Origin of the sequence: Methanobrevibacter sp., from assembly GCF_045126245.1 — an archaeon.
GTDB lineage: Archaea > Methanobacteriota > Methanobacteria > Methanobacteriales > Methanobacteriaceae > Methanocatella.
Window position 1 is genome coordinate 1 of sequence record NZ_JBGVOG010000129.1, and the last position, 2123, is coordinate 2123.

A 2123-nucleotide genomic window follows, 5' to 3' on the forward strand; every position below is an offset into this window, starting at 1 on the left:
CCTTATCACCCTTCATCAGCGTAAGTATATACCCATAATTTTAAAGCCTGTAGCGGAATGCAAAAGGGAAAATGATAGCGATTGGGAACAGCGTAAGTTCGGAGATGTTGGCTCGGTATCAATGTGTAAGAGAATATTTAAAAATGAGACATCAGATGTAGGTGATATTCCTTTTTACAAGATAGGAACTTTTGGCGGAGAACCGGATGCCTATATTAGTAGAGAATTATTTGATGAGTATAGGGAGAAGTTTTCATATCCGGATGCGGGAGATGTTCTTTTATCTGCATCAGGAACAATTGGCAGAATTGTTGAATTTAAAGGGGAAGAGGCATATTTTCAAGACTCAAATATTGTGTGGTTGTCGCATGATAAATCTATTAGTAATAAGTTTTTAAAGGTGCTTTATCCAACCGTAAAATGGGATGGAATTGAAGGAAGTACAATCAAAAGATTGTATAACGATAATTTCTTAAAAACACAATTTATGATGCCAAAAGTTGAAGAGCAGGAAAGAATTGGGGAGTATTTTGAGCAGCTAGACAACCTTATCACCCTTCATCAACGTAAGCCATTTTATCCAAAGAAACGGAGGAAATTTCATGTTAAAAGAGATAAAAGAAAGCGATTTATTCTATGAATATTATGCAAAGTGGATTGATGTTTACAAGAAGGGAGCAATTAGAAAGGTGACATTGGACAAATATCTTATGACATTGGCGTGGGTAAAGAAACTGGCACCTGAGTTGAAATTGTGTGAACTGAATAGAATAGCATATCAGCAATTGATTAATGATTATGCTACTTATCACGAAAGACAGACAACAATGGATTTCCATCATCAATTGAAAGGTGCTATTTTAGATGCAGTTGATGAAGGATTGGTGGAGCGTGACCCTACTAGAAAGGCTATAATTAAAGGCAAAACACCATCAGAAAAGAAGATTAAGTATTTGAACCAGTTTGAATTACATACTTTGATAACGAAATTGGATTTAGGAGGAACGGTAAATTGGGATTGGTTTATTTTGCTTGTTGCTAAAACGGGATTGCGTTTTTCAGAAGCATTAGCTTTAACACCAAGGGATTTTGATTTTGCTCATCAATCGTTGTCAGTAAGTAAGACATGGGATTATAAAGGTGGAGGAGGATTTCAACCAACGAAAAATAAATCGTCGGTAAGGAAAATTCAAATTGATTGGCAAATGGTAATCCAATTTTCAGAGTTAATCAAGGGATTGCCGGAAGATGAGCCTATTTTCGTTAAGAAGAAAGTTTACAATTCTACAGTAAATGATATTCTTAGTAGATATTGTAAAGAGGCAAATATTCCGGAGATTTCAATTCATGGATTAAGGCATACACATGCTTCAATACTATTATTTGCAGGTGTATCTATTGCAAGTGTGGCACGTAGACTAGGACATGCGAGTATGACAACAACGCAAAAAACCTATTTACATATTATTCAAGAGCTTGAAAATAGAGATGTAGATTTGGTAATGCGTTCGTTATCAGGATTGTCTTAATAAAGGAATAATAAAATGGCTTGCGTTGATTAAAGTTGATAAGGAATGGGTGGATCATATTTCCACCCATTTGAATTTTATAATTGTTCAATTACGATTATTTGAAGCAATGGAAAATAACACAAAACTCTTTACATGAGTAATGTGTGGTAGACTACTCCTGTCATGGCAAACTAGCCTCGGCAGAGTGCATGCCCCTTTTGTCATCAAGCCACACATGAAGGAGGCTCGTGTCAAGAGCTTTTGTGAGCTGAAAGAAAATATTGATTGTTTTAGATTGGGTTTACCGTAACTGGTAAGCCCTTTTTTGATGCAGAAAAACTTCTAGTCCCCGGGACCAGAAGTGGATTTCGGGGACTAGTTCTTGGGGATGCACCAAATTAAGTCATTCATAAAATAACTAAGTTTTATTGGACGTACCGCATCCTGAACCATTACTTCGCCTTTGAAGGTCAGTATCCGGTAAGTGGATTCTGATACATAAGCATTATAGATTTTAAATGATTCTTCTCCGATGCGGACATAAAGTGGAAGAATGTTTCCATTACCGTCATAGGTGGCGATAACTGGTACAACTTTCAAGTGGGTGCAGTC

At 36.5% G+C, this 2123-nt stretch carries 4 protein-coding genes; 3 read left to right on the top strand and 1 reads right to left on the bottom strand.

Translation table 11 applies throughout. The features are described 5' to 3' along the window. The 3 genes from ACJMLZ_RS09365 to ACJMLZ_RS09375 all read left to right on the top strand — a co-directional run. Positions 1 to 640: restriction endonuclease subunit S (locus tag ACJMLZ_RS09365; protein WP_405305357.1), on the top strand; the 640-nt coding region annotated here is incomplete at its 5' end. Continuing rightward, a complete protein-coding gene (locus tag ACJMLZ_RS09370; RefSeq protein WP_405305358.1) occupies positions 603 to 1529 on the top strand; it encodes a tyrosine-type recombinase/integrase in 927 nt (308 codons plus the stop codon). The genes ACJMLZ_RS09365 and ACJMLZ_RS09370, both read left to right, overlap by 38 nt. A gap of 142 nt (positions 1530 to 1671) precedes the next feature. After that, entirely contained in the window at positions 1672 to 1821 is a 150-nt protein-coding gene (locus ACJMLZ_RS09375) for a hypothetical protein (protein WP_405305359.1), read from the top strand. Positions 1822 to 1886: 65 nt separating this feature from the next. Here ACJMLZ_RS09375 and ACJMLZ_RS09380 read toward each other — a convergent pair. Beyond that, a partial coding sequence (locus ACJMLZ_RS09380; protein WP_405305360.1) for a hypothetical protein occupies positions 1887 to 2123 on the bottom strand: 237 nt, incomplete at its 5' end.